The organism is Campylobacter sp. CH278, assembly GCF_004378845.1.
GTDB lineage: Bacteria > Campylobacterota > Campylobacteria > Campylobacterales > Campylobacteraceae > Campylobacter_D > Campylobacter_D jejuni.
Map to the genome: position 1 here is coordinate 150,412 of NZ_RYXZ01000002.1, position 23,770 is coordinate 174,181.

Genomic DNA, 23,770 nt, shown 5'->3' on the forward strand with positions numbered 1-23,770 from the left:
TAACGATTAATGAGTTTTGGTGAAATTATAGTTATTTTAGTTGTAGCGATTTTAGTCTTAGGGCCTGATAAACTTCCAGAAGCTATAGTACAAATAGCAAAAATTCTAAAGGCTGTAAAACGCAACATAGATGATGCAAAATCAAGCATAGAAAAAGAAATACGCATCAATGACTTAAAAGAAGAAGCTAAGAAATACAAAGATGAATTTTCAAGCACTAATGAAAATATACGCAAAAAACTCAGTTTTGAAGAATTTGATGACCTTAAAAGAGATATTTTAGATAAAACAAAGGTAGATTTAACCTTTGATAGCAGAGATGATAACATAAAAAATAACCTTAGCGGACAAAATTTAAATACAGAAGAAAAACCAAATCTTAGCAAATTAGAAACACAAGATAAAACGGAAAAATAAATGTTTGAAGAATTAAGACCTCATTTAATAGAACTTAGAAAACGCCTTTTTATAAGCGTTGCTTGCATTGTAGTTATGTTTATTGTATGTTTTGCTCTACGAAGCTATATCTTAGATATTTTAAAAGCTCCACTTATAGCTGTTTTACCCGAAGTAGCCAAACATGTGAATGTAATTGAAGTACAAGAAGCCTTATTTACCGCAATGAAGGTTAGTTTTTTTGCAGCCTTTATCTTTTCTCTACCTGTGATTTTTTGGCAATTTTGGAAATTTGTAGCTCCAGGACTTTATGATAATGAAAAACGCCTTGTGGTGCCTTTTGTTAGCTTTGCAAGCATTATGTTTGCCTTGGGGGCTTGTTTTTGCTATTTTGTTGTAGTGCCTTTGGCTTTTAAATTTTTGATTAATTTTGGTTTAAATGAAGATTTTAATCCTGTGATTACCATAGGAACTTATGTAGATTTTTTTACCAAAGTTGTTGTGGCTTTTGGCTTAGCTTTTGAAATGCCTGTAATTGCCTTTTTCTTTGCTAAAATTGGACTTATAGATGATAGTTTTTTAAAACGCCATTTTCGCATAGCTGTTTTAGTTATTTTTGTTTTTTCAGCCTTTATGACTCCACCTGATGTTTTATCTCAATTTTTAATGGCAGGACCACTTTGCGGACTTTATGGACTTTCTATTTTAATTGTTCAAAAGGTAAATCCTGCCCCAAAAGATAAAGAAAGTAATGAATAAAGACTTACTTCTTTCAAGCTATGATTACACTCTAGCTAATGAACTCATAGCCAACTATCCTGCAAATCCAAAAGAAGATGCTAGGCTTTTGGTTTTTGATCGCAAAAACAAAGAAATTTTTCACACTACTTTTAAAAATTTAAAAGACTTTTTACCCGACTGCGCGATTTTTTTCAATGATACCAAAGTTATTAAAGCAAGAATTTATGGCAATAAAGCAAGCGGAGGAAAAATAGAGCTTTTCTTACATCAACCTTTTTTAAATTCTCACAATCCGCTTTTTCTAGCTCAAATTAAAGGGCGGGTTAAAAAAGATGAAATCTTATATTTTAAAGAGGATTTAAAAGCGCGCGTTGTAGAACTTTTAGATGATGGTCTTCGAAAGGTTCAATTTTTTCAAAATGATAAAACCTTAGACACCTCAAATCTTTACAACCTGCTTGACAAGATAGGACATATACCCTTGCCTCCTTATATTAAAAGGGAAGATGAAAAAAGCGATTTGAAAGATTATCAAAGTATCTTTGCAAAAAATTTAGGCGCAGTGGCTGCTCCGACTGCAAGTTTACATTTTAGTGAGACTATGCTTGAAAATTTAAGAAAAAAACACGAAATTTATCATTTAACCTTACATGTAGGAGCTGGAACCTTTAAAAGCGTGGAATGTGAAAATATACAAGAGCATAAAATGCATAGTGAATTTTTTAATATTCCGCAGCAAGCATGTGAAATTATAGATTCTAAACAAGCTATTTTAGGCGTAGGAACAACGGTAACAAGAACCATAGAATATTATGCAAGAACTAAAACAAAAAGCGGTTTTTGTGATCTTTTTTTACACCCGCAAAATCCACCTATAAGACAAAATCATCTTTTAACCAATTTTCATTTACCAAAATCTACTCTTATCATGTTAGTTTCAGCTTTTATCGGTAGAGAACAGTGTTTAAAACTTTATGAACTCGCCATAAAAGAAAAATATCGCTTTTACTCTTATGGCGATGCGATGCTAATCTTGTGATTTTTCTTTAAAATTTATTGCTATTTTAGCTTGAAGTTTTAGCCAATCTTTTTGAAGCATGATAGGAAAACCTCCATAAACACGCCCGCCTTCTAAATTTTTACTCACACCGCCTCTTGCAGCTATAGTACTAAAATCGCCTATTTTTAAATGTCCACTCGTTGCACTTTGACCACCCATAATAACATTGCGTCCTAACTCACTTGAACCTGAAATTCCAGTTTGTGCCACAATGATGCAATTTTGACCTATATTGCAATTATGTCCGATTTGAACTAGATTGTCTACCTTAGTACCTGCTTTGATAATAGTACTATCAAAAACTGCTCTATCTATAGTTGTACAAGCCCCCACTTCTACAAAATCTTCTAAAACCACGTTGCCATTATGATAAATTTTATAATGTTCGCCGTTTTTATTGTGCGCATAACCAAAACCGTCACTTCCTATTACACAATTGGCAAGCAAATGACATTTTTTACCGATTTTAGTATCATTATAAATCACTACATTAGGATGGATAATACTCTCATCACCAATGCTGACATTATCGCCTATATAAGCTCCTGCCATAATAATTACATTTTCACCGATATTTACATTATCACCTATATAAACATTAGGCATGATTCTTGCGCTTTTTGCGATATTTTGTACTTTTTCTTTAGCTGTGCTTATCAAAGGTTTAGCAAAAAGCTTGCTTAAAAAAGCAAAACTCAAATGTGGACTTTGAGTAATCAAAGCTTTAGTATCTTTAGGTACTAAATTTTCATATTCTTTAGATACTAAAATAGCAGCAGCTCCTGTGTGAGGTATATCTTTGGTATTTTTCTCACCATCACAATAAGTAAGCTCTGTAAAATTTGCTTTCAATAAAGAATTTAAAGCACTGATTTCTATATCCTCGCCTTTATATTCCAAGCTTAAAAATTCTGCTATTTCACTTAATTTCATTTAATCTCCATCAAAACAGATCCACTGCGAACTATATCACTAGGATTGTATTTTTTAATTGTTTTTAAAAAATTATCAATGCGATTTGCATCATCAGCAACCATTAAAAACAAAAAATTCTCATTGCTATTTGCAATAGTACCATTATAAGCTTTCAAAACGGCATCAAGTCCACCTAAATTTTCATTTAAAGGAATTTTCACCAAAGCCATTTCTTTGTCAATAAATTCTTCACTTTCTATCACTTTATAAGTAGGAATGAGCTTATGAAGTTGTTTGACTATCTGCTCAAAAGTTCTTTCACTTCCTGAAGTGACTATATTAATACGAGAAAATTCTTTATTTTCCAAAGGTGCTACTGTAAGCGAGTCAATATTATAACCTCTTCCTGAAAAAAGTCCTACTATACGAGATAAAACCCCATGCTCATTTAAAACAATTACCGATAAAACCCTTCTCATTGTCTATCCTTTGCCTTTGGTAAAATCATATTATAAATCACACCTCCTGCAGGCACCATAGGTAAAACATCTTCAAAGCGATCAATTTTTACATTTAAAAGAGAAGTTTTATCACTTTTTAAAGCTTGGCTAAAAGCTTGAATGAATTCTTCTTTGTTTGAAATTTCATAACCTTCACAACCAAAACCTTGAGCTATTTTGATAAAATCAGGCTGAGTGCTTAAATCAGTTTGTGAAAAATGCTCTTTATAAAACATACTTTGCCATTGTCTTACCATACCTAAAAAGGCATTATTTAAAATAATATTTATAGTTTTTATACCATACTCATAGGCAGTCATAAGCTCTTGGATATTCATCAAAACCGATCCATCGCCTACGAAATTAATCACCACTTCTTCACCCACAGCAAGCTTTGCACCCAAAGCCGCAGGTAAAGAATATCCCATAGTTCCTTGCCCTCCACTTGTTGCAAGTTGTCTTGGATAATTAAAAGGATAAAACTGCGCCACCCACATTTGATGCTGACCCACATCAGTAATAATCCTTGCATCTGGAGCCATTTTCGCACATTCTTCAATCACCCATTGCGGTTTTAAAATCTCATTGCTATCTTCATAAGAAAGCGGATAAAGTTCATTATAACGCTTTAAAGTTTCGTGCCATTCTTTAAAAGTTGTGTTGAAATTTTCCTTTTTAAGCTCTTCTAAAAGCTCTTTAAGAACTTCTTTAATATCTCCTACTATAGGATAATGCGCATTGATAATCTTTGAAATAGAACTAGGATCAATATCAACATGAACTATAGTCGCATGTTTAGCAAATTCACTTGTTTTTCCTGTAATCCTATCATCAAATCTCGCTCCTACACTCACAAGCAAATCACACTCACTTAAAGCCATATTAGCAGCATAGCTTCCATGCATGCCTGCCATTTTAAGATTAAAAACATCATCACTTCTTAAAGTTCCAAGCGCCATTAAGGTTTCAACTGCTGGAATTTTTGTAAATTTTACAAGCTCTCTGATTTGCTCACTTGCATTAGAACTGATACAACCTCCACCCAAGTAAAACAAAGGTCTTTTTGCTTCTTTTAAAAGCTCTGCAAATTTTTTAATTTGCTTTGAGTTACCCTTATAAACAGGTTTATAAGTTTTCATAGAAATTTCTTTAGGATATTCCCAAAGTCCCAAAGTTGCACTTACATCTTTTGGCACATCTATATGCACAGGCCCAGGTCTACCGCTTCTTGCTATATAAAAAGCCTCTTTTAAAATGCGTGGAAACTCTTCTATACAAGTAACTAAATAATTATGCTTTACACAAGGTCTTGAAATACCTACTGCATCAATTTCTTGAAAAGCATCTGTACCAATAAGAGAATTTGCCACCTGCCCTGAAATCAACACCAAAGGGATAGAATCACTATAAGCCGTAGCTAGACCTGTAATAGTATTTGTAAAACCTGGTCCACTTGTAACTATGGCTACGCCCACTTCTCCACTCATTCTTGCGTAAGCATCAGCAGCATGCAAAGCCGCTTGTTCATGACGCACTAAAATATGTTTAAAATATTTTTGATTGTAAATTTCATCATAAATATTAAGTGCAGCGCCTCCAGGATAACCAAAAACAATTTTAACATTTTCTTCTTTTAAAGCCTCGCAAATCATTGCTGAACCGCTTAACTCTTTCATAATAACACTCCAAAAAATTATTGTAAAAGCTCTTTAAGTGCTAAATTAAGTCTTTTGCCATCAACACTCGCACCTAATTTTATTTTAGCTTCTTTCATTACCAAACCTTGTTCTTTTAGTGAACTTACACCCAATTCTTCTATAAGTTGTTTTAAGGCTAAAGTTAACTCCTCATCACTTAGTTGTTTAGGCAAATAAATTTCAAAAAGACTTATTTCATTTTGTTCTTTTTGTGCTAAATCTTCACGATTTGCCTTAAGATAAAGTTCGATTGCGTCTTTGCGTTTTTTGATTTCACTTGCAATGATTTTATAAATTCTTTCATTATCTAATTCTATTCTTTCATCCACTTCTATTTGCTTAAAAGCTGCATTTAGAGTTCTTAAACTATCTCTTTTAAAATCATCTTTTTGTTTCATTGCCTCTTTGATATCGTTTAAAATTTGTTCTTTTAAAGTCATTTTTTTCCTTTTTAGTTAAAATTACAAGCTTTAAGATTTAAACCAAAACCTTCTAAGCCTATATAGTCTTTATCACAACTTTGAGATAAAAGTTTAATTTCTTCTATACCAAAATATCTTAAAATCTGTGCTCCTATACCATAGTTTTTGTATTGAGTGGTACTGGATTTTTCTCCTTGCATGAAAACTATAACGCCACCATTTTCACTAAGAAATTTGATTTGCTCTAAAAGTTTTGAAAATTTATCTGAAGTTAAAAGCTCAAAATCACTACCACTGATATGAAATTTAACATTTTCACATTTTTTAATATCTTTAAAGCAAAAAGCTATGTGTTGGGTTTGATTATGATCGCTAAAGATAAATTTTTCTGCTTTAAAGCCTGCTAAAACACTTTGACTTTTTTCTTCAAGCTTAATAAGGCTTTCATGTTTTAGGCGATATTCTATAAGATCGCTTACGGCTATCATGTTTAATTCATGTTTTTGGCAAAAAATTTCTAGATCTTCTCTTCTTGCCATATCTCCATTATCTTTTACAATTTCACAAATCACACAAGCACCTTTTAATCCTGCTAATTTACAAAGATCAACCGTGCCTTCTGTATGACCTGTGCGTTCTAAAACCCCACCTTTTTTTGCGATTAAAGGATTGATATGCCCTGGTCTTACAAAATCACTCGCTTTAGCATTATCATCGGCAAAAATTTGTATAGTCATATTTCTTTCATAGGCGCTAACTCCCGTTGTAGCATCTTTTGCATCTACGGTTATAGTAAAAGCAGTTTCGTGGTTTGAAGTATTTTTAGGCACCATTAAAGGAAGTTCAAATTTTTTTGCCAAAGTTTCATCCAAGGCTACACAAACCACACCACGAGCTTCTTTTATCATGAAATTTACTTTTTCTTGAGTGCTAAATTGCGCAGGAAAGATTAAATCGCCTTCATTTTCTCTATCTTCTGCATCTACCATAACAAGCATTTTTCCTGCTTGTAAATCCTTAATCGCTTGTTCTACGCTAACAAATTTCATTTTTATTTCCTTAAAATTTTTAAAATTATAACTTAAATTGCTTGACAAATAAATTAAAATTCATTATAATCACACTTTTAAAAAATATTTATTGGGGTATCGCCAAGCGGTAAGGCAACAGGTTTTGGTCCTGTCATTCAGGGGTTCGAATCCCTTTACCCCATCCACTTCTTATTTTATATTTCAAAGTATCTTATATGCCGCGAAGTAGAGCAGTGGTTAGCTCGTCGGGCTCATAACCCGAAGGTCGGGAGTTCAAATCTCCCCTTCGCAACCAGTTATGGATTTAAAATAAATTTTATTTAGATAGATTGTTTAAATAACTTTTTAAAATATTCTCCAGCCGTGTTTTCAGTTCTATAGGGGCTAGAATTTTTATATAAGGAATCCACTGCTTAACCAAATGCAAAATTTCATCTTCATAGGAAACTTGAGTACTTAAAGTATAGCTTGTTTCATCTTCATCAATGATTTGATAATTGCTTAGTATTTCTTTTCTAAAAAAATATTCCTTAGCATTTTTATCAAGTTTTAAAATCACTTCTTTGCTTTCTCCAAGCCAGATATTAGGATCATTTTGGATTTGTTCCTCAAGTTTTTCATCGGGGATAAAATTTTCATTTTTAGTGTGTAATTTTGAAATTTTATCTAAATTAAAATGTTTTAATTTATCGTTTTCATCCCCTAAAAGATACCAAATTCCTTTGTAATTTACAAGTTTGTAAGGTTTGATTTGGCGTTCTTTTTCCTTGTAGAAAAAAATCAATACATTGTGTTTGAGTATAGCTACACTAAGATCTTTAAAAAGCTCATAATCCACCTTTTGAAAACCTTCGTTTTTTACCATCAAAACTTTATTTACCCTATGGCTTAAAAGATCGACTATAAAGCCTTGATCGAGTTTTGGATAAAGCTCAGCAATACCACTTAAGGTGGCGAAATTCTGTATATCTTTAAAGCTTAATTTTCCCAAAGCAAAGCTTTCTAAAACATATCTTCCATTTTCTTTTTTAATAGGCATAAAAGTAAGCCTTTCGTTAAGATCTCTTTGTATGGTTCTTGTATCGACATTAAACTCTTGCGCAAGCTCTTGGGCGCTTAGACTTTCCCCATTGTTAAATTTTGATAAAATCTGCACCAAGCGTATGCTTAATTTGTCGTATTCTTTCATGAAATTTCCTTGTGAGTTAAAATGTTTTTTAACAAACTTACGCCTTCTATGCCTAAAATTTCATTTCTAAGTTTTTTGACTTCATTTAAACTTGGGGCTTTTGCATGAACGGCTTCATTACGGATTTCTTGAATGAGAGTAAGACTTTTTGAAAAAGGATAATTGATAAATTGAGTTAAACTTTTTCCTAAATGACATTGGATATTTTCATGTCTGAGTAGAAATTTAATACTTCCAAGATTAGGCTTTTGGGTAAAAAAATCTTTAAGTATAAAAGATTTGCCTTGGACATTATAAGCTAAATCATAAAGGCTAGGATCTTTCATACAAGCTTTTAAAAGAACTTTTTTCGCAAAAGCGTAAATTTCATATTCTAAGGTTTTGGAGTATTTGACTATAATGCTTGTAAAATCATTTAAATGATCGTTTTCGCTTTGTAAAAGCTCTAATTCTGCATGAATGATATTGCTTATGCTATCAGGGTGCAAGAGATAAAAAATCCTTTTGCCAAAAACAAAGCGTATGAAATTTTCTTGCATGGCTAGGTATTCTTTGCTTTTATACACACTTAGATAATGTTTTTCATCTCCTAAAAAATAAGAACACTCTTCTTTTAATCTCACAGGCAAAGGATAGGTGTAATTATTGCCATAGATAGCATAGGTGTGATCGTTTGGGGTGATGAAATTGGCTAAAAATTTATCTCTTAAAAGACTAAAATCTTCCCTGACTAATTCTCTTAAATCACTGATGATAAAAAAGTCTTCCACTTCTAAATTTTTTTCTTTATAATAACTAGGAATCAAACTTTCATCAACATTTTTAGAAATTTTTACCACCTTAGCGACAAATAAATTAGCATAATCGCTTAAAAAGAGTTGTAGGAAATTTTCTTCATTTGTACTTTGGTAAATTTCTTCTAAGGAATTTTGCTTTTCTTGATCGTTGAGTTTTGATTTGATTTTGCCAAAGGCAACTTGGGATTTTTCTTGTAAAATGCTTAAATGTTGCTTGATGACATCTTCTTGATAGTAGGGATTATAAAGGATTAAAAGGTGGTTCATGCTTTGCCTTATTTTAGGATTTCTTTGAGATTTTGCTTGATTTCATTAGGATTTTGCTCGTATTCTTGTATGAGATCTTTTAAAATTTCAAACAACTCGTTAAAATCCTGCGGATGTTCTTTTTTAAAATTTACTATCAAATCCAAAGTTTTGCAAATGCTGCTTGCTTGATCTTTGCTGTCATTAAAAGCATTTTTTATATCTAAAACCATACTGATAATACGAGCACTTTGCATAGGGCTTGAAATGCGTTTAAATAAAAAGCCTTTAAACGCATTTGCAAGGCTAAGAGATGAGAAAATCTTAGAAAACATCTGTCTTTATACTGTTTCTTTGCAATCTAGACAAATTTTTTGCCCGTTTTCGTCATATTTCCAATTGTGTCTTGTTTGTCCTAATCTTTCATGTCCGCATAAATTACATTTTTCGTGCATTCTGCATTTTGAATCTTTTTTGATTTCATAATAATTATGAAAATTATCAAACACTTGAATAGAACAAAGAGTACATCGTCTATATCCATAACAATTATCAGGATTTAATATTTCAGGAGCTTCAAAATCATGTTGATTTTTTGTAAGATATTTTCCGCAATCAGGGCAAATTTTGGAAAAAAAACATTTTGGTTTATCTTTTTCATTTTGATATTCACCCGCGTGCCAACCAATCCCACATTTTACTTCCATTCCAATATCTTTAACAACTTCAGCAGTCTTAATAGTTTTGTCTTTAATTGCTTCTGAAGCATTTACCGCCTTATCTTTTAAAGAACTTAAAAAATTCATAAATTAACGCCCTATAAAATATAATACAATCGACGCAACAGAAACTATCAAAGCTAAAATTGAAATGCTATTTGTAAAAACATTTTTTCTTTTATTTAAAATATCTTTCAGTTCATTGATTTTACATTCTTGCTCTTGAACAATTTTGTCATTATAATTTTTATATTGTATAAATTCTTGATAATGTTTTTCTATGAGTTTATATTGCTCATCATCAATTTGATTTTTTTTATCTAATTCTACTTGGATATTATTTATCGTATCTTTGTGTTTTTCATGATCTTCTATAAAACTCAGTGTGAACTTTTGTATTTGTTGAAATTGTTCTTTAGCGGCTTTAGATAAACGAATTACCTTGCCATCGCTCTTTACAAAACCTTGCGCAATAATAAGAGATAAAGCTTGATTCATACGCGTAGCAATACAAAAACTGGAAGTAAAAAATATTACAACTTCTTTTAGAATTGTTGTCATTTGATTCATTGATTCATTCTGTAACTCTACTACTTCAAGGATCATATTGGATTTAATTTCTTTTTTTTCTTCTGATGTTTTTCCAAGCCAACGTCTAAAAATTGGTATATAAGTTTGCCAATCACTATCTGTATTAAGATTTTTGGCTTTTTGTGTTCTATCTTTTGCTTTATCAGCATTCTCTGCTGCTGTTTCAATAGCTATAGCTATTTCACTGATTTTTTTATTAATAAATTTTTGAATATATTCTTCATCAAGGTTTTCAATATTTTGCAAAAAATCTTGATCTTTTTGTGTGATAAGTTCTAGCATCAGTTCTCCTTAGTTTGATTAAGTTTTTTGTATAATTTTTTAGTGATATTACAATTTTCAAATTCTTCAATTGCTGTTTCTACTTCTTGAGAACTTTGCTCTCTTATTTGGTTATCTTTTTTGATTTGTTGTATAGTTGCTAAAGTTTCGTTTTTTACAATATGATAAGCATCATTCAATGCAAACCAAGTTTTGGCAATTTTGTATTGTACTATCAAATTTTTTTGAGTTACAATTTGTATTTGTAAATTGCCAATTTTGGAATTGCTTCTCCACTTATCCATATAAAAAATAGCTATAGTGCTCAATACAGCACCACCAGCCGCTGAAATACATAAAGAAAGGGCATCCCCTATTGTTTCATCGGTAAAAGGGATAGGTAGTGACAAAAATACATTAAATCCAGGTATTGACAGCAGAAACTTGTGGATCATTTCACTTCCTAACATTGAAATTGCAGAAATCATCCCGCTAACAAAAATTTTCGATGCTTCAAAGTAAATTTCATCTTTTGGTATATTTTTAGGTGGATTAATAATGATTTTTACAGCTTGATATAGAGAAGTAAAGCCTGCGCGTATGATTTGCACTATTTTTTTTAAAGTTGTAAAAATAGTGTTAATAATAAAAACCAACAAATTAGAAAAAAATGCTTGAATTCCTGCTTCTAAAGAACCTTTGAATATATCCTTCCATTTTGCCTTTATCTTTTCCCAAACTTTTTCCATTCTGCGTGCAAATCGTTTAAAAATTTCTTTAATATTTTCTTTTCCAAACTCTCTAAAGGTGGTTTTTAATTCAATAACAACAGCTTCAATAAAATCTTTTAAGACAACTCCAAAGGCAGAATAAACAAAGATTTTCATTGAATCTTTAGCACCTGTACTTAAAACTTCATTAGAATATTTGACAATTTTTTCTTTTATAACTTTCTTTTTTAGGTTTGATTTGGCTGTATTGTAAATTTTTTCAGCTTTTTTTTCATCGATTCCATATTTTTCAAAATTGGTTTTTCCTGTTTTTGGATCAATTTCTTTACCCCACTCCATAAGATCTCTATCACCTTTAGAAGCATTAGCACTTGCATCAAGCCACTTAAGATTGTCAGGGTGATTTGCTATTTCTGCCCTAATTGCATCATCTAAAAATAAATGCATATTAGGATCTCTATCAATTTCCTTTAAAGAAATAACATGATCTAGTTGCGCTTTATTCTTTCCAGTACCCCTTTCCATTTCTTCACCTGTGTATTCACTACGTACAATTTTTGGAGAATTATCTCTTATATTATCTTTTATTTTATCATAGTTTGAATCTCGTTTATAGCCTTGTTGATATTTTGTAAGCTTTTGTAAATCTTCTTCTGTTGCTACAATACCTTTTTCAAAGTTATGTAGTGTTGTTACATTCCCACCATCTTTTGCATTTAAGATCGTTGAAGCGAGTCCAAAATGCCCTGTCACAGCATCCATAGCATTTTTAGTGCATTGTTCAAAAAGTGTTTGGGTTTGCTGTTCGGGTAATTTTTCCATTAAATCTTCAAGTTCTTTAAGTGAATTTTCCAAACCTTTATCAATTTCTATTCTTAGACATTCTTTTTTAGATAAATTTTCCAACTCTTTTTCTAAATCCGCATAATTGGCTTTTAAATCCAATTCTTCTAAATGTATATAATTATTCATATTTTAATAATTCCTTGTTTTTAATTTTTGTATTTTATCAAATCCCCCCCCCCAGTCAAGGGGGAAGTGAAGTTTTTAAGTTTTACGCCATAGCACTAGCGCTAAAATTGTGATTAAATATATAGCACAAAATATTATATTATAAGGATAAGGTTGCATAGAAAGAAAAATAAGTATCGCTATGCCAACAAAAACCATAAACACTATAAAATACAAACTACACATCAACACTATGGCAACAAAGCCGGCTATAAGACTTAAAATTCCAAGTATTATTCCCATTGTTTATTCCACATAGGAGAACTCCACACAGAAGGAAAAATATACTGAGGAAAAGTTTGAAATTTTGTTTGCAGATAAAATCTCTGTGTTTTTCTCTCCATACTTTCGCTTATCATTTTTACAACCGCTAAGTCATTTTTTTCGCTTTGTGTTTCCAAAAAAGCACTTAAGCATTCAAATTTTTTAGCATAGTCGATCACTTTTATCATTTGATCTTTATAAGATGACAAAAGAAATTCTGTTTTATGATTATTTTTAGAGGTAAAATTTTGCTCAAATTCTAAAAATTCCTTAGAATTAAAATATTTTGAAAAGCCGCTATAACACTCCATGCATTCGCAAAGAAATTCTTGAATTTGATTTTTCTTTTGTTCGACTTCAAGCTCTCTTTTGAGTTTGTATTCTTCGGTATTGATCATATCTTTACAGCTTGGAACAATAGCATGTGTATCAAATATTCTTTCTGGCTTGGATAATTTTTCGTATAATTTTTTTATGCCATATCCTGTAGCTGTAAGAGCTATACCACCAAATGCGATTTGTTTTAACATTTTCTCTCCTTGTTTTAAAATAACAAAGAAAGTATAAAACACCCTTGCGACAGGTTGTGTCGTAAAAAATAACTTTAAAATATTAAAAACTTATTTTATTAAAGCTAGCCTGTAAATTCAGTAGTTTCATAGCCTATAGGTTTATCTACAAAACAAGATTTTTCTTTTAAAAATACAACTTCTATAGTTCCAACAGGCCCATTTCTATTTTTTCCAACAATAATTTCAGCATTTTCTTGCATAGGATTTGGTATAAAAAGCCTTTGATAAGCTTTGCCTTCAGCTTTAGCTTTATTCTCTCTTTCTTTTTCTTCTTGTTCTCTATAAACCTCATCGCGATATACAAACAAAATAGCATCCGCATCTTGCTCTATAGCTCCACTTTCTCGCAAATCACTCATCAAAGGACGCTTATTTGCCCTTTGCTCTAAGCCACGATTAAGTTGTGAAAGTGCGATAATAGGCATATCAAGCTCCCTAGCCAAAAGCTTAAGTCCTCTTGAAATTTCACTAACTTGCAAATGTCTATCATTAAAATTTGAATTACTCATCATAAGTCCTATATAGTCAATCACACAAAGTCCTATACTTTCATCTTGAGATTTTAAACGCCTTAAAATAGCCCTTACATCAGCGATAGTTGCATAACCACTATCGTAAATATATAATTTCTTTTGACTATAATCATTACAAGCATCTCCTAAACGCTCCCATTCATCATCGTTTAAATCTGCAGTTAAAATTTTTTGCAAAGGAATGGAAGTTTTGGAAGATAGCATTCTTTGCATGATTTGAGTTGCAGGCATTTCAAGAGAAAACAAAGCCACGCCTTTTTTTTGTCTTAAAATCTTGTCAATGAAATTTAAACAAAGAGTTGTCTTTCCCATACCTGGGCGCGCAGCGATTATTATAAGTTCACCCCCTTTAAAACCTTTTGTCATTTTATTTAGACCTTCAAAACCTGTATCAAGTCCTATAATACCTTTATTTTCTAAAGTTTTTTGCTTTTTAAATTCTTCAAAAAGTTCTGATATTACCATATCAACATCTTTAATATCTCTAGAATTCACACGATTTGTAATGCTAAAAATTTCTTTACCAATTTCATCTGCGATTTCACTTACAGCACGATCTTCATTGATACGAGTTGGTAAAAGATGCGCAAAACTCAAGAGCTGTCTTTTTACAGACTTTTCGCGAAGTTCATTTACATAAGCAGGCAAATCTATCATAGAAGGAGTAGCAAGAATTTCTGCTAAAATTTGCTCATCTATTTTTTTATGTTTTCTTAAAAAACTTACAGAAATAGGCTCTTTGTTATTACTACAAGCTATAACCGCTTTAAAAATATCTTGGTGAGCTTTAAGACTAAAATCTTTTGGGCTAATATCACCTGCTATACTAGCATAAGCTTCTTCACTCATGATACAACTGCTTAAAATAGCTCGTTCTAAATCCAAATCATAATACTCTTGCTGCACTAAATTTCCTTATAAATATAAATTAATTCTAAAAATTCTATCTAAAAAAACTTAAATTATAAAACTTAATTTTTTTATAAATATTTAATGTAATATTAGTTACAATTATAAATGTAATTTAATTACAAACAACAAACATTTCAAGGAGAACATTTGAAAAAATATTTATTTTCCTGTGTTTTAGCCTCCATTTTAACCCAATCAGCTACGGCTGTAGAATTTCAAGAAGGTTTTAGTGGAAATTTAAGCATAGGTGTGGGTGCAAGGGATATTAAAAGTAATATTTCAACCTTGGCAAACAGTGATTATCTAAGCAGTTACAATGCTGATAATTCAGACTCCTCTTTCATTCCTTTTATCGGTGTAGAACTTTACTATGGCAACCTTATAGATAATGATAGAATTTTTATTAAAAACTACAATGGAAGAGATATCAGCGGTATAGCTTTAGGCTACGAAAGAGCTTATTTAGAGCGTTTTAGCACTTCTTTTTCTGTGATTTCCTCTTTAAGAGAAAAAGCTTATGCAGATCCTTACAAAATAGGCAATAGAGAGGAAACTGATGTTGATAGATATGGTTTTAAAATCTCTCAACTTTATGAAAGTGATTTTGGGAAATTTACCACTTCATATTTATTTAGCAAAAACAAATATGATAAAGACACTATCGCACAAAGCTCTTTAAAAAGGGAGGGATATTATCACGAATTTGAATTAAACTATAATTATAGCTTATTAAACCTAGGGTTAAATTATGATTACAATGATGCAGACGGAAAAGCTCAAAGCTATTCAAGATATGGTTTTAGCATAGAGACAAATTTGGCTTTTGCTAATGATTACATCTTCACTCCAAATTTAAATCTTAGCAAATATGAAGCAGTAGGAACTGATCCTATCTTCCACAAAAAACAAGATGGTAATATAGTTAAGCTTAATCTAAAAGTTGTTAAAAATCAATTTTTGGGTTATAACGGACTTTATGGTTTTGCAAATTATGGTATAGAAAAAAGAAATAGTGATATAGAATTTTATGATGAAACCTATCAAATTATCCTAACTGGTATAGGATATAAATTCTAAAAATTATAAAAAAGCTCCTTTGATAAAATTTAAAAAAGATCTATCTCCTATAAAGATAGATCTTTAAAAATTCTTTTAAGAAAAATCCAAGCTAAAATCAAAACACAAAATTCAGCAAAAAATGGACTTAGCCATACTCCATTTAAACCTATAAAATAAGATAAAAACAAAAGAAAAAACAAAGGTATAAATAAATTTTGCGCCAAACTTAAAACCAAAGAAAAGCTTGCCTTATTAAAAGCTGTTAAAAAAGAACCGCTTAGAACATTAAACCATGCAAAAAAATAATTAAAAGCAAAAAGCATCAAAGCTGCATAAGCAAAAGTTTTAAATTCTTGATTGTTTTCTTTTGTAAAAAGCGTGATTAAATTTTCTCCAAATATCAATATAAGCACTATAGAGAATAAAGATAAAAATCCCCCTGCAAAAAATACCACTTTTACAATAGCTTTAATTCTTGAAAAATCTTTTTTAGCACAGTTGTAACTAAGCGCAGGCTGCATTGCATCACCCATAGCAATAATAAGCATTATAATAAAACTATCAATATATAAAACTATAGAAAAGGCTGCCACGGCTTGAGTATCAGAAATTTTTAATAAAACAAAATTTGCAAAAATACTATATAAAGATCCTGAAATATTGCCAAAAAACTCACTACTTCCGTTATAAAGAATATTTTTAAAAATTTTTAAATTCATATATAGGCTCGAAATTTTAAGCTCTAAATTTTGAAACAAGAAAGGAAAAATTCCAAAAATACCACCTAAAACAAGTCCCAAACAAGTTGCAAGAGCAGCTGAAAATAAGCCCCAACCCAACTCGATTATAAAAATAAAATCAAGCACTATATTGCTCAATGCTATAATCACATTCATTACCATACTATAAGCAGTTTTTCCGCAAATTCTTAAATAATTATCCAAAGCAAAAGAAAGCATAGTAAAAGGTGCAAACAAAGCAAAAACAAACATACATTCTTTAGCCATCGTTTTAATCTCATTGCTAACATTTAAACAATCAATCAAAACAGGTCCTAAAAAATACTCCAAAATTCCGATAAAACAAGAGATTATAAAGATAATCAACATACTTGAGCTAAATATCTTTCTAGCTAAATTCTTCTTGCCTAAACCTAAATGCATCGAAATTTGCACTGCTGATCCTATAGCTATCATATCAGCCAAAGCAAAAGACATCATGATAAAGGGAATAATCAAAGCTAGTGCCGCTAAAGCATCGCTTCCTAGATATTTTCCAACAAAAATTCCATCAACTATATAATAAAAAGAAATAAAAGCCATGCTTATAACATTTGGCACGGCACATTTTACAAAAAGCCTAAAAGGGCTTAAGGTGTTAAAAATACTTGACATAATAATCCTTAAAATATTTAAAATTAAAAATATTTTAAACCGCTAATAAAATGCCAAAAGTCCTAGTATGTAAGAATTTAAATAAAGTAATTTTGCAATAAGTTTATTAATATTTATTTTATTTTGCATATGAATTTTCTAGATTAAACTAAAATAAAAATTTAGCCCAAAGGCTAAATTTTAAAGTACAGAAAGAATTTTCACAGCGTCATTTAACCCTGTAACTATACTTGCTCCATTTTTAGTAGCAATATCTCCTGCTACAAAGATGCCTTTAACATTGCTTTGTTTATTTTCATCCATTAAAGGCACGCCTTTATCATCAACATTAATCCCACATTTTTGTAAAAAATCAAGTGGAGTAGAACCACCAATAGCATAAATGATTCTATCATAAATATCGCTTGTACCATCGGTAAAATTTACCTTAGCCTTGCCATTATCATCTTCTACTTCATTAATGTCAATTCCTAGTTTTAACTCTACCTTACCTGAATTTCCAGCTTCGTGAATATCTTTAAGATTTATATCATTTAATCTTGTAAATTCTTTTTTACGATAACAAAGGCTAACTTGATTTGAATTAGCCAAATCCACAGCGTATTCTGCTGCTGAATTTCCACCACCTACAACAAGAATTTTTTCATTTGCTAAAACTGAATTGGCATTAAAATTAATGATTTTTGTTAAAGTTATAGGAAGTTTGTAATCAGGTTTATTAGGCTTACCCATTCTACCTATAGCAACAATAATGTTTTTACACTCATAAACACCTTTAGCTGTGCTTACTAAAAAAACTCCATTTTCATTTTTAACGCTCTCAACTTCAGAGCCAAATTCAACTTCTATATTGTGCTCTTTTAAAGCGTTTTGAAAAGTTTCTATAGTGCTTTCTTTGGTGCCATCTTCAAAAGGAACATGTCCGTGATTGGTTCCTTCACATCCCTTATAAGCTTTATCTACTCTTTTGCCATCTTTATAAAATTGCATTAAAGTTTGACAAATGTTATTTGATTTTTCTAGTATTAAAACTTCTTTGTTTTTAAGCTTGGCTTCAACCGCACAGCCTATGCCCGTTGGACCTGCACCTACTACGATTAAATCTATTTTTTTCATTTATATTTACCTTTCAATTCTAAATTTTTTTGTATAATTTATCAAGTTTTTTGTAAATAAAGGATTAAAAATGCGAAATTTGCTTGAAAATATTAAGAAAAATTCTCAAAAACTACTTAACTTAACACCCAAAGATAAAGAAAAAATTATTCTAAAATTAGCTCAAATTTTAAGAGAAAATTTCAAAATTATCCTAGAAGCAAATAAAAAAGATATGGCAAATTTCACAAAAAGCAGAGCAATGAAAGATAGGCTTTTATTAGATGAAAAACGTATTTTAGCTCTTTGTGAAGGCCTAGAAAAAATCGCTCACATCGAAGATCCTATAGGCAAAATTTCTAAAGGCTGGAAAAATTATGCGGGTTTAAACATACAAAAAATAAGCATTCCTTTAGGACTCATTTGTGTTATTTACGAAGCAAGGCCTAGTCTTAGCGCTGAAATCGCAGCTTTAATGATAAAAAGTTCCAATGCTTGTGTATTTAAAGGTGGAAGTGAAGCAAAATTTACAAATGAGGCTATATTTACTCTTGTTAATAAAGTACTTAAGGAATTTGATTTGCAAGATTGTTTTGCTATGTTTACTCAAAGAGATGAGATCTTGCAAATTCTAGCTTTTGATGATTTAATCGATGTGATCATACCTCGCGGAAGTTCAAACATGATACAAGAAATTGCAAACAATACTAAAATTCCTCTCATAAGGCAAGATAAAGGCTTGTGCCATGCTTTTGTAGATCAAAGTGCTAACTTAGATATGGCTTTAAAAATAATCCTTAATGCAAAGTGTCAAAGAGTAAGTGTTTGTAACGCTTTAGAAACGCTTTTAATCCATGAAAAAATTGCTAAAAATTTTATAAGTCTTTTAATCCCTGAATTTGAAAAATTTAAGGTAAAAATTCACGCCCATGAAAACGCTTTGGCTTATTTTAACAACTCAAATTTAGAAGTTTTTAAAGCAGATGAAAATACCTTTGATACAGAATGGCTTGATTTTGCTTTAAGTGTAAAATTAGTAAAAGATTGCGATGAAGCTATAGAGCATATCAATAAACACAGCTCCTTGCATTCTGAAACCATTATCTCAAATGATGCTTCAAATATCGCTAAATTTCAACGCCTTATAAACTCATCTTGTATTTATGCTAATGCTTCAACGCGTTTTAGCGATGGAGGAGAATTTGGCTTTGGTGGAGAAGTTGGAATTTCAACCAGCAAATTGCATGCAAGAGGTCCTATGGGAGTTGAAGATATTTGCACTTATAAATATATAATCAGTGGGGAAGGACAAATTCGAGAGTGAATAAAATAGAAATGCTAAAGCAACACTTTAAAGAAATTGCTAAATTAAATTCAAGCGAACAAGTTTGGCAAATGCCTTTTTTTGCAGCTTTAGGCGTGGGTATAGTTTTAGGGCTTAGTGTATTTTTTGGAAAATTAAACTATGGACTCATTGCCATGATAGGAGCTTTGTCTTTTTTATATGTTCCAAACACTCCTTTATATCATAGAATGGCTGTTGTGATGTGCTGTTCTTTTGGCATAGTTTCTAGTTTTTTCTTAGGAATTTTAACCCATTTTTTGCCTGCAATTTTTGCCTTCATCCCTATAGGACTTGTGGCCATGGGAAGTTCTATTTTAATTAGATATTATAACATTGGTGCACCTGGATATTTTTTCTTTGTATTTTCTTGTGTTTTAGGAGCTTATTCTCCTTTTGAAGCTAAGGATTTTATCTTTTTAGTGGGTCTTGTTTTTCTTGGGGCAATGGTAGCTAATTTAATGGCTTTGTTATATTCTATCGTTGTGATTTATGGATTTAAAAATGCTTTACCTAGCGAAATTCCACCTAGAGAATACATAGGTTTTGATGCAGTTTTTGTGGATTCTTTGATCATGGGTTCTTTTGTGGCTTTTTCTATATTTATAGGAACTTTTTTAGAACTTGAAAGAAGTTATTGGATAGCCATTTCTTGCACAGCTATTATGCAAGGTGTAACTTTAAATTCTATATGGATTAAACAAATTCAACGCATCATAGGAACGGCCTTAGGAGTATGTTTTGCATGGTGGCTTTTATCTAAACAATTTCACGATATAGAGCTTGTTTTACTTATGATGTCTTTGTTTTTTATAGGACAATTTTTAGTCAATCGAAACTATGCTTTAGCTATGATTTTCTTTACTCCTTATGCTACCTATCTTTCAGAAGCAGCCAATTTTATGAGCGAAAATGCAGATACATTAATACTCGCTCGTTTAATTGATGTCGTAATAGGAAGCATTTTAGGACTTTTAGGTGGTTTTGTAATTTACAAACCTTATCTAAGAGTACATTTTGAACGCATTGCAAAATACATCTTTAGGATAAAACAAAAAGCTTAAAAGTCAAATAAAGCACAAGCATTATCCCCTAAAATTTGCTCTTGTTCTTTTTTAGATACGACAACTTCATTAAAAGCTACTAGAGCCGATGAAAAATTAACATTTGCTTCAAAATTTGTATGTGGCCAATCGCTTCCAAAAACAAAATTGCTAAGTGGAAAATGTTCTTTTAAAATTTCATATATTTTCTTTGCAAATTTTACAGCTTGTTCATTATTAACATAGTCTATTTTTGCTCTATAAAAACCGCTAATTTTAAAAAATATTCTAGAGTTTTTTAAACAAATTAGATCCTCTAAATTTGTTAAGTTTGCATTAGCTCTTGCTAAATGATCGATAACGATATTACAACCATAAGGAATTAAATTTTCAACAATATCAACAAGATTATTATCTAAATCTCTTTGAATTTCTATTTGCATTTTAAGCTTACTTAAATTTTCAAAAAATTGAGTCCAAACCATACTTTTAAAATTTGGCAATTCTTTGCCTATTAAATTTAATCTAACTCCACAAGCTTTTCTTTCTTTTAGTTTTTTAAGCTCATCAAATTTAATACCTTCATCAACCACAACTATAGCTTTTATATTTTCATCTTTTTCGATACTCTGAAGCAAAAATTCATTGTCAACACCTAAAAAACTTGGCTGAACTAAAACCCCTTTATCAAAACCATAATGATCTAAATTTGCTTTATAATCTTTAAAACTAGCATCATAATCAGGCTTATATCTTGCATTTGCAACCGTATTTAACTTTTTCAAAAATATATGTGCATGAGTATCAATCTTCATTAAATTATCCTTATAAAATAAAACTCATTATAATAGTAGCTAAAATCGCCGCTATAAATCCTATAGGCACAGCTTTAATAAGTAAATCTTTAAATAATTTTTCCTTATATTTGTCAGGACAAGATCCTAAAATTAAACTTCCTCCAGAAGAAAAAGGAGAAATAGCAGAAGCTTGAGCCCCTACAACAATACAAGAAAAAAGCAATACCTCGCTTAACCCACTGCTTGCAGCAATGCTTGGAACTATAGGAAAAAGAGCTGGAGTAACCACACCCAAAGTACTTGAAAAAAGCGACATAAAAGCTGCAATAGCACACATTATTAACGGAATAAAAATCACATTGATCTCATTTTCTACAAGATCTGAAAATAATTTTATAGCCCCTGCTTCAACCGCTATGCTAATTAACATCCCTACTCCACAAATCATTATTAAGGTTCCCCAAGGAATTAAAGCAACAACTTGTTTCTCATCGGCTAATTTTAAAAATAAAGCAATGGCAACAAAAATCATGGCTATCATAGCTATATCTATTTTTTTATTAAAATAACTAATTGTCTCATTATGTGGAAAAATAATATTTAGCACAGGAAAGATTAAAACAACAACAATCATCATAAACATAAGAATTAAAGTAGTTTTTTGTTTATAATCAAATGAATCAGGTTTTGAAATAACACTGATTTTTATATTATTTTTAAAAGCATTAAACACAAAAAAAGATAATACCACAATAGGCAAAATTATAGTAAAAGCAAAAATAATACTAGAATTTACAAAAGCTTCATTTGCTTCAATGCCTGAATTTTCCATCAATCCACGAAAAATAATCCCACTTTGAGAAGTCATAAAATTTGCTCCTCCCAAAGCACCATAGTTTATAGCCATAGCTCCAGCAATTTTGCTTAAACCGATTTTATCGCAAAGTAAAAAAGTAAGTGGTGCCATAAAAGCTAAAACTGTATAAAAACCTGCTCCTAAAGCAGCTATAATAGCACTAACCACAAAAATAACAAAAGGAAGCAAATAAGGATGATTAGCAAAACGATACATCAAATGTCCAGCTAATTTTTCAAGAGTTCCATTTACGGTTGCAAAATTATAAAACAATGAAACAGCAAAAATAACAAAAAATATAGAAATAGGCCAAAAAGCTATGATTTTTTTAGGAGCTAAATCCATAAAAAAAGCTCCTATAATATAAGCAAAAATCATAGCAAAAATTCCAACATTATGTCTAGTAATATAGCCCAAAATAATAGCCACTATAATACTAGAGATGATTAAAAAAACCATTATCATCCTTTAAAATATTATAGGGCTTATAATATCAAAAAATATATTTTTCAAAGCATAAAAACAAAATCTAAATTTAAAAAATATCTATTTAGTAACAAATTTACTCATCTTATGAAATTTTTATAAAATATCCACATCCATAGCAAGCAAAGCAAAGCTTCCTAGCCAATGCGACCCAAGATAATCATCTTCTATATGAGCTATGGCTTTATCAAAATGCTCTGTAGCATTATTTCTTAAAAGAATTTTTAAATTTTCATCGCAAAAATTTGAAAGTATTTTAAAACACCAAGCACGACTTAAATTTAGCCCATCTAGATGTGCTATTTTACCATCGCTCCTATCACTCACACTCACAGGGGTAAATAAAGTTGCAGGCTCTTTTGCTTCTAAATTTGGCAAATATACTTTAAAAAATTTTACAAAATCATTTTTAGGTAAAACAGTACTTAAAAGCACCGCTTCCATCAAAACAGGAGATAAAAACTCATCTCCACAAGGCTCTAAAGCTTGCATATTTTTATCATTTAAAAACCACTTTTTAGCACTTTGGATGATGCAATACTCTAATTCTTGATCTTTTTTAAATCTTGCATATTCTAAAGCAAAATACAAAGCAAAAGAGCTATTAAAATGGGTTCCAACTCGTATAGGATAATCCATCTTAGGCAAAAACTCCTTAAATTCTTTAACAAAAAAATCAGCTATGCCTTCTAAATTTTTAACCCAAATTTCAGCTTTGTCATTTTCCTTAGCAAGTAAATTTATCTCCAAAGCCAGTTTTAAAAACCATCCCCATCCATAAGGTCTTTCAAAACCTTTGTGTGCAGGGTTTTGAAGATATTTAAGCTCTCCTTCTGCTTTTTCTTTGCTAAATTGAGAATCTAGAGCTTTGATGATTTCATCCTTTGGAGCAAAATGAGAAAAATCTTTTAAAATTTTCACCAAAAGCCAGTGAGAATGCACGCTAGAATGCCAATCATAAGAACCATAAAATATAGGATACATAAGTTTTGGTGGTTTAATATCATTGATATCATTAAAAGAATGTGTAATTTTATTTGGCAATTCTCTAAAAATATTTTCTAGTGCAATAAAGCTAAATTGTTTTATAAATTTTTCCATTGTTTCTCC

The 23,770-nt window shown here is 30.7% G+C and carries 25 protein-coding genes and 2 tRNA genes; 8 read left to right on the forward strand and 19 right to left on the reverse strand.

The window, feature by feature from the left end; genetic code table 11:
- Positions 1-9 precede the first annotated feature (9 nt).
- Genes tatB through queA form a run of 3 tightly spaced genes read left to right on the forward strand, consistent with a single transcriptional unit; the run spans position 10 to position 2,176 of the window.
- The gene (gene tatB / locus ELQ04_RS02495; RefSeq protein ID WP_004316463.1) at positions 10-417 is read left to right on the forward strand and encodes a Sec-independent protein translocase protein TatB; all 408 of its coding nucleotides are present in this window, start codon (positions 10-12) and stop codon (positions 415-417) included.
- Complete coding sequence (gene tatC / locus ELQ04_RS02500) at positions 418-1,155, forward strand: twin-arginine translocase subunit TatC (RefSeq protein WP_004316465.1); 738 nt, start codon at positions 418-420, stop codon at positions 1,153-1,155.
- Positions 1,148-2,176 (forward strand): tRNA preQ1(34) S-adenosylmethionine ribosyltransferase-isomerase QueA, encoded by a 1,029-nt coding sequence (gene queA, locus ELQ04_RS02505; protein WP_002933506.1) that lies wholly within the window; start codon positions 1,148-1,150, stop codon positions 2,174-2,176. The genes tatC and queA overlap by 8 nt, the downstream gene beginning before the upstream one ends.
- On the opposite strand, the gene lpxD is transcribed toward queA, so the two are convergent.
- Genes lpxD through ELQ04_RS02530 form a run of 5 tightly spaced genes read right to left on the reverse strand, consistent with a single transcriptional unit; the run spans position 2,165 to position 6,780 of the window.
- Positions 2,165-3,130 (reverse strand): UDP-3-O-(3-hydroxymyristoyl)glucosamine N-acyltransferase, encoded by a 966-nt coding sequence (gene lpxD, locus ELQ04_RS02510; RefSeq protein WP_002852180.1) that lies wholly within the window; start codon positions 3,128-3,130, stop codon positions 2,165-2,167. The two genes, queA and lpxD, sit on opposite strands and share 12 nt — an antisense overlap.
- A complete protein-coding gene (gene ilvN, locus ELQ04_RS02515; RefSeq protein ID WP_002921567.1) occupies positions 3,127-3,591 on the reverse strand; it encodes an acetolactate synthase small subunit in 465 nt (154 codons plus the stop codon). The genes lpxD and ilvN overlap by 4 nt, the downstream gene beginning before the upstream one ends.
- Positions 3,588-5,288: an acetolactate synthase large subunit gene (locus ELQ04_RS02520; RefSeq protein WP_044778147.1), complete on the reverse strand. Its 1,701-nt coding sequence runs from the start codon at positions 5,286-5,288 to the stop codon at positions 3,588-3,590. Before ELQ04_RS02520 ends, ilvN begins: the two co-directional genes overlap by 4 nt.
- Before the next feature lie 17 nt (positions 5,289-5,305).
- Complete coding sequence (locus tag ELQ04_RS02525) at positions 5,306-5,749, reverse strand: GatB/YqeY domain-containing protein (RefSeq protein WP_002852081.1); 444 nt, start codon at positions 5,747-5,749, stop codon at positions 5,306-5,308.
- Between the two features lie 11 nt (positions 5,750-5,760).
- Complete coding sequence (locus ELQ04_RS02530; protein ID WP_002892393.1) at positions 5,761-6,780, reverse strand: bifunctional 3,4-dihydroxy-2-butanone 4-phosphate synthase/GTP cyclohydrolase II; 1,020 nt, start codon at positions 6,778-6,780, stop codon at positions 5,761-5,763.
- A 92-nt stretch (positions 6,781-6,872) separates the two neighbouring features.
- Here ELQ04_RS02530 and ELQ04_RS02535 point away from each other — a divergent pair.
- Positions 6,873-6,947: transfer RNA gene (locus tag ELQ04_RS02535), tRNA-Gln, on the forward strand.
- A 34-nt stretch (positions 6,948-6,981) separates the two neighbouring features.
- Positions 6,982-7,057, forward strand: a tRNA-Met gene (locus tag ELQ04_RS02540).
- 21 nt (positions 7,058-7,078) lie between these two features.
- Here ELQ04_RS02540 and ELQ04_RS02545 read toward each other — a convergent pair.
- The 9 genes from ELQ04_RS02545 to ELQ04_RS02585 all read right to left on the reverse strand — a co-directional run bounded on the left by ELQ04_RS02545 (position 7,079) and on the right by ELQ04_RS02585 (position 14,582).
- Positions 7,079-7,951 (reverse strand): YafY family protein, encoded by an 873-nt coding sequence (locus tag ELQ04_RS02545; protein WP_004316471.1) that lies wholly within the window; start codon positions 7,949-7,951, stop codon positions 7,079-7,081.
- Entirely contained in the window at positions 7,948-9,015 is a 1,068-nt protein-coding gene (locus ELQ04_RS02550) for an HP0729 family protein (protein ID WP_004316474.1), read from the reverse strand. The genes ELQ04_RS02545 and ELQ04_RS02550 overlap by 4 nt, the downstream gene beginning before the upstream one ends.
- Before the next feature lie 8 nt (positions 9,016-9,023).
- Positions 9,024-9,329: a hypothetical protein gene (locus ELQ04_RS02555; RefSeq protein WP_002866447.1), complete on the reverse strand. Its 306-nt coding sequence runs from the start codon at positions 9,327-9,329 to the stop codon at positions 9,024-9,026.
- 6 nt (positions 9,330-9,335) lie between these two features.
- Positions 9,336-9,800, reverse strand: coding sequence for a hypothetical protein (locus ELQ04_RS02560; RefSeq protein WP_004316478.1), 465 nt, complete (start codon positions 9,798-9,800; stop codon positions 9,336-9,338).
- Positions 9,801-9,803: 3 nt separating this feature from the next.
- Positions 9,804-10,586, reverse strand: coding sequence for a hypothetical protein (locus ELQ04_RS02565; RefSeq protein ID WP_004316482.1), 783 nt, complete (start codon positions 10,584-10,586; stop codon positions 9,804-9,806).
- Complete coding sequence (locus tag ELQ04_RS08830; RefSeq protein WP_044778146.1) at positions 10,586-12,268, reverse strand: hypothetical protein; 1,683 nt, start codon at positions 12,266-12,268, stop codon at positions 10,586-10,588. The genes ELQ04_RS02565 and ELQ04_RS08830 overlap by 1 nt, the downstream gene beginning before the upstream one ends.
- Before the next feature lie 75 nt (positions 12,269-12,343).
- Positions 12,344-12,550, reverse strand: a complete 207-nt coding sequence (locus tag ELQ04_RS02575) for a hypothetical protein (protein ID WP_002856950.1) — start codon at positions 12,548-12,550, stop codon at positions 12,344-12,346.
- Positions 12,541-13,143, reverse strand: coding sequence for a hypothetical protein (locus tag ELQ04_RS02580; protein WP_079264645.1), 603 nt, complete (start codon positions 13,141-13,143; stop codon positions 12,541-12,543). The genes ELQ04_RS02575 and ELQ04_RS02580 overlap by 10 nt, the downstream gene beginning before the upstream one ends.
- Positions 13,144-13,205: 62 nt before the next feature.
- Positions 13,206-14,582 (reverse strand): replicative DNA helicase, encoded by a 1,377-nt coding sequence (locus ELQ04_RS02585; protein WP_002869960.1) that lies wholly within the window; start codon positions 14,580-14,582, stop codon positions 13,206-13,208.
- Between the two features lie 153 nt (positions 14,583-14,735).
- Between ELQ04_RS02585 and ELQ04_RS02590 the strand changes: the two genes are divergently transcribed.
- Entirely contained in the window at positions 14,736-15,665 is a 930-nt protein-coding gene (locus tag ELQ04_RS02590) for a DUF2860 family protein (protein WP_004316489.1), read from the forward strand.
- 47 nt (positions 15,666-15,712) lie between these two features.
- Here the strand turns inward: ELQ04_RS02590 and ELQ04_RS02595 are convergent, their stop codons facing one another.
- On the reverse strand, positions 15,713-17,041 hold the full coding sequence (locus ELQ04_RS02595) for an MATE family efflux transporter (protein WP_044778145.1): 1,329 nt from the start codon (positions 17,039-17,041) through the stop codon (positions 15,713-15,715).
- A gap of 180 nt (positions 17,042-17,221) precedes the next feature.
- Positions 17,222-18,157, reverse strand: a complete 936-nt coding sequence (locus ELQ04_RS02600; RefSeq protein WP_004316492.1) for an NAD(P)-binding domain-containing protein — start codon at positions 18,155-18,157, stop codon at positions 17,222-17,224.
- A gap of 70 nt (positions 18,158-18,227) precedes the next feature.
- Here ELQ04_RS02600 and ELQ04_RS02605 point away from each other — a divergent pair, with 70 nt between their 5' ends.
- Together ELQ04_RS02605 and ELQ04_RS02610 are read left to right on the forward strand one after the other, a co-directional pair.
- Positions 18,228-19,460, forward strand: a complete 1,233-nt coding sequence (locus ELQ04_RS02605; RefSeq protein WP_004316494.1) for a glutamate-5-semialdehyde dehydrogenase — start codon at positions 18,228-18,230, stop codon at positions 19,458-19,460.
- Positions 19,457-20,542, forward strand: a complete 1,086-nt coding sequence (locus tag ELQ04_RS02610) for an FUSC family protein (protein ID WP_004316496.1) — start codon at positions 19,457-19,459, stop codon at positions 20,540-20,542. The genes ELQ04_RS02605 and ELQ04_RS02610 overlap by 4 nt, the downstream gene beginning before the upstream one ends.
- On the opposite strand, the gene ELQ04_RS02615 is transcribed toward ELQ04_RS02610, so the two are convergent.
- The 3 genes from ELQ04_RS02615 to ELQ04_RS02625 all read right to left on the reverse strand — a co-directional run bounded on the left by ELQ04_RS02615 (position 20,539) and on the right by ELQ04_RS02625 (position 23,761).
- On the reverse strand, positions 20,539-21,336 hold the full coding sequence (locus tag ELQ04_RS02615) for an amidohydrolase (protein WP_004316499.1): 798 nt from the start codon (positions 21,334-21,336) through the stop codon (positions 20,539-20,541). The two genes, ELQ04_RS02610 and ELQ04_RS02615, sit on opposite strands and share 4 nt — an antisense overlap.
- A gap of 10 nt (positions 21,337-21,346) precedes the next feature.
- Positions 21,347-22,639, reverse strand: coding sequence for an SLC13 family permease (locus ELQ04_RS02620; RefSeq protein WP_074469300.1), 1,293 nt, complete (start codon positions 22,637-22,639; stop codon positions 21,347-21,349).
- Between the two features lie 117 nt (positions 22,640-22,756).
- On the reverse strand, positions 22,757-23,761 hold the full coding sequence (locus ELQ04_RS02625) for a DUF2891 domain-containing protein (RefSeq protein WP_004316504.1): 1,005 nt from the start codon (positions 23,759-23,761) through the stop codon (positions 22,757-22,759).
- Positions 23,762-23,770: the final 9 nt, after the last annotated feature.

Bases quoted from the DNA above. Each gene is read 5' to 3' on its own strand.
- tatB (WP_004316463.1), top strand. From the start codon at position 10: ATGAGTTTTGGTGAAATTATAGTTATTTTAGTTGTAGCGATTTTAGTC.
- tatC (WP_004316465.1), top strand. From the start codon at position 418: ATGTTTGAAGAATTAAGACCTCATTTAATAGAACTTAGAAAACGCCTT.
- queA (WP_002933506.1), top strand. From the start codon at position 1,148: ATGAATAAAGACTTACTTCTTTCAAGCTATGATTACACTCTAGCTAAT.
- lpxD (WP_002852180.1), bottom strand. From the start codon at position 3,130: ATGAAATTAAGTGAAATAGCAGAATTTTTAAGCTTGGAATATAAAGGC.
- ilvN (WP_002921567.1), bottom strand. From the start codon at position 3,591: ATGAGAAGGGTTTTATCGGTAATTGTTTTAAATGAGCATGGGGTTTTA.
- ELQ04_RS02520 (WP_044778147.1), bottom strand. From the start codon at position 5,288: ATGAAAGAGTTAAGCGGTTCAGCAATGATTTGCGAGGCTTTAAAAGAA.
- ELQ04_RS02525 (WP_002852081.1), bottom strand. From the start codon at position 5,749: ATGACTTTAAAAGAACAAATTTTAAACGATATCAAAGAGGCAATGAAA.
- ELQ04_RS02530 (WP_002892393.1), bottom strand. From the start codon at position 6,780: ATGAAATTTGTTAGCGTAGAACAAGCGATTAAGGATTTACAAGCAGGA.
- ELQ04_RS02545 (WP_004316471.1), bottom strand. From the start codon at position 7,951: ATGAAAGAATACGACAAATTAAGCATACGCTTGGTGCAGATTTTATCA.
- ELQ04_RS02550 (WP_004316474.1), bottom strand. From the start codon at position 9,015: ATGAACCACCTTTTAATCCTTTATAATCCCTACTATCAAGAAGATGTC.
- ELQ04_RS02555 (WP_002866447.1), bottom strand. From the start codon at position 9,329: ATGTTTTCTAAGATTTTCTCATCTCTTAGCCTTGCAAATGCGTTTAAA.
- ELQ04_RS02560 (WP_004316478.1), bottom strand. From the start codon at position 9,800: ATGAATTTTTTAAGTTCTTTAAAAGATAAGGCGGTAAATGCTTCAGAA.
- ELQ04_RS02565 (WP_004316482.1), bottom strand. From the start codon at position 10,586: ATGCTAGAACTTATCACACAAAAAGATCAAGATTTTTTGCAAAATATT.
- ELQ04_RS08830 (WP_044778146.1), bottom strand. From the start codon at position 12,268: ATGAATAATTATATACATTTAGAAGAATTGGATTTAAAAGCCAATTAT.
- ELQ04_RS02575 (WP_002856950.1), bottom strand. From the start codon at position 12,550: ATGGGAATAATACTTGGAATTTTAAGTCTTATAGCCGGCTTTGTTGCC.
- ELQ04_RS02595 (WP_044778145.1), bottom strand. From the start codon at position 17,041: ATGTCAAGTATTTTTAACACCTTAAGCCCTTTTAGGCTTTTTGTAAAA.
- ELQ04_RS02600 (WP_004316492.1), bottom strand. From the start codon at position 18,157: ATGAAAAAAATAGATTTAATCGTAGTAGGTGCAGGTCCAACGGGCATA.
- ELQ04_RS02605 (WP_004316494.1), top strand. From the start codon at position 18,228: ATGCGAAATTTGCTTGAAAATATTAAGAAAAATTCTCAAAAACTACTT.
- ELQ04_RS02615 (WP_004316499.1), bottom strand. From the start codon at position 21,336: ATGAAGATTGATACTCATGCACATATATTTTTGAAAAAGTTAAATACG.
- ELQ04_RS02620 (WP_074469300.1), bottom strand. From the start codon at position 22,639: ATGATAATGGTTTTTTTAATCATCTCTAGTATTATAGTGGCTATTATT.
- ELQ04_RS02625 (WP_004316504.1), bottom strand. From the start codon at position 23,761: ATGGAAAAATTTATAAAACAATTTAGCTTTATTGCACTAGAAAATATT.